Here is a 1228-nt window from a genome sequence, read left to right on the forward strand (position 1 = left end):
TTCGCGGCTGATCAGCCGGTTCGCTTCCTTCTCGGCATCGGTGAGTTGGTGGTTCCGGGTGGCCTTGCGGCCGGTGATGATCACGGGGTCGTCGTCGGGCTGGTCGTCCAGGCCGACGAAGCCGAGGTCGGCCAGGGCGCCGAGGCCGGCCTCTCGGAGATGCGCGGTGATCTTGTCGTGGCGGGCGGCGGTGATCTCGCTGGACCGGCCGGGCCGGGCGGAGGAGATACCGGCCAGCTCCGTGCGCAACAGCTCCGCACGTTCCTCCAGCTCAAGCCACTGCTGCACCGTCCACGTCAGCACATCCGTCATGCCGCGGAACCTACGCGGCCAGCCGCCGAGCCCGCCTCAGAACGCCTGACCTCACCCGTGACAGACGATCACGTGTTGACGATCTCGCCCCCGACCAGCCGGAGCCCACCAGCCACGACCCACACTAGGGCCCATGACCTGCGATTTTCAGGATGGAACGCGCTCAATGGGAGATGCCCGAGGGAGGAGTGTGCGGCGCCCGACTCGTACGTACGACAGCTGATCCCCGTATCCACCATGCCGCCGCCTCCCAGCAGCGATACTGGATGCATGGACACGACGATCGCCCCCCGCGCCGAGGTGCTGCGGGACCGCTACCGCAGTCGGCTGCCCGAGCGCTTGCAGGAGCTGGCCGGCCCCGTCGAGGGCGATGTGGATCTGCCGCTTCACATCGTCTGGTCCGGGCGGACGAGCTACAGCCTGGACCGTCCGAAGTCCCGCATGACGCTCTACCGGACCGTCCTCGCAGAAGGACTGAGTGAGGACCTGGTGGCCCTCCTGCACCACCGGCTGCTCACCGAGCAGTGGCCCGTTCTGCGGCGCTTGATCAGTCCCTGCATCCGCGAGGTCTGGGAGGACGCCTTCCCCGAGCTGCTCCGCACCGCTCCGGCCGACACGACCGCCGCGTGAAGCTCACTCCGCTCCACGAGCGTCTCCTCGCCGACATCCTCGACCTCGGCTCCCCCTACCCTCTGGTCCTCACCGGCGGATACGCCGTGCAGGCCCACGGCCTGGTCGAACGCTTCAGCCGTGACCTCGACGTCGCCACCGAGAACCCCGCTCCGATGCAGGAGATCGTCGCCTCACTCACAGCAGGTCTCAGAGGGCGTTAAGTCCCGTTCCTGATGATGTGGTGTCGCCCGTTCGTGGGTGATGGGACGGTTCTGCCGTCGCTTCATGTCGTGTGCATGATGGG

1 protein-coding gene and 2 pseudogenes are annotated in these 1228 nt (G+C 67.7%); 2 read left to right on the forward strand and 1 reads right to left on the reverse strand.

Annotated elements, in window-relative coordinates; genetic code table 11:
- Positions 1-312, reverse strand: a pseudogene (locus AB0N31_RS36565) (hypothetical protein); the annotation flags it as partial.
- A gap of 270 nt (positions 313-582) precedes the next feature.
- Between AB0N31_RS36565 and AB0N31_RS36570 the strand changes: the two are divergent.
- Positions 583-942: a hypothetical protein gene (locus AB0N31_RS36570; protein WP_366062851.1), complete on the forward strand. Its 360-nt coding sequence runs from the start codon at positions 583-585 to the stop codon at positions 940-942.
- A pseudogene (locus AB0N31_RS36575) lies at positions 939-1133 on the forward strand (nucleotidyl transferase AbiEii/AbiGii toxin family protein); the annotation flags it as partial. The gene AB0N31_RS36570 and the pseudogene AB0N31_RS36575, both read left to right, overlap by 4 nt.
- Positions 1134-1228: the final 95 nt, after the last annotated feature.

Source organism: Streptomyces sp. NPDC051051 (assembly GCF_040682975.1).
In the GTDB taxonomy this organism is placed as follows: Bacteria; Actinomycetota; Actinomycetes; order Streptomycetales; family Streptomycetaceae; genus Streptomyces.

Excerpts from the sequence above, each read along its gene's own strand:
- AB0N31_RS36570 (WP_366062851.1), top strand. The coding sequence starts at position 583 with ATGGACACGACGATCGCCCCCCGCGCCGAGGTGCTGCGGGACCGCTAC.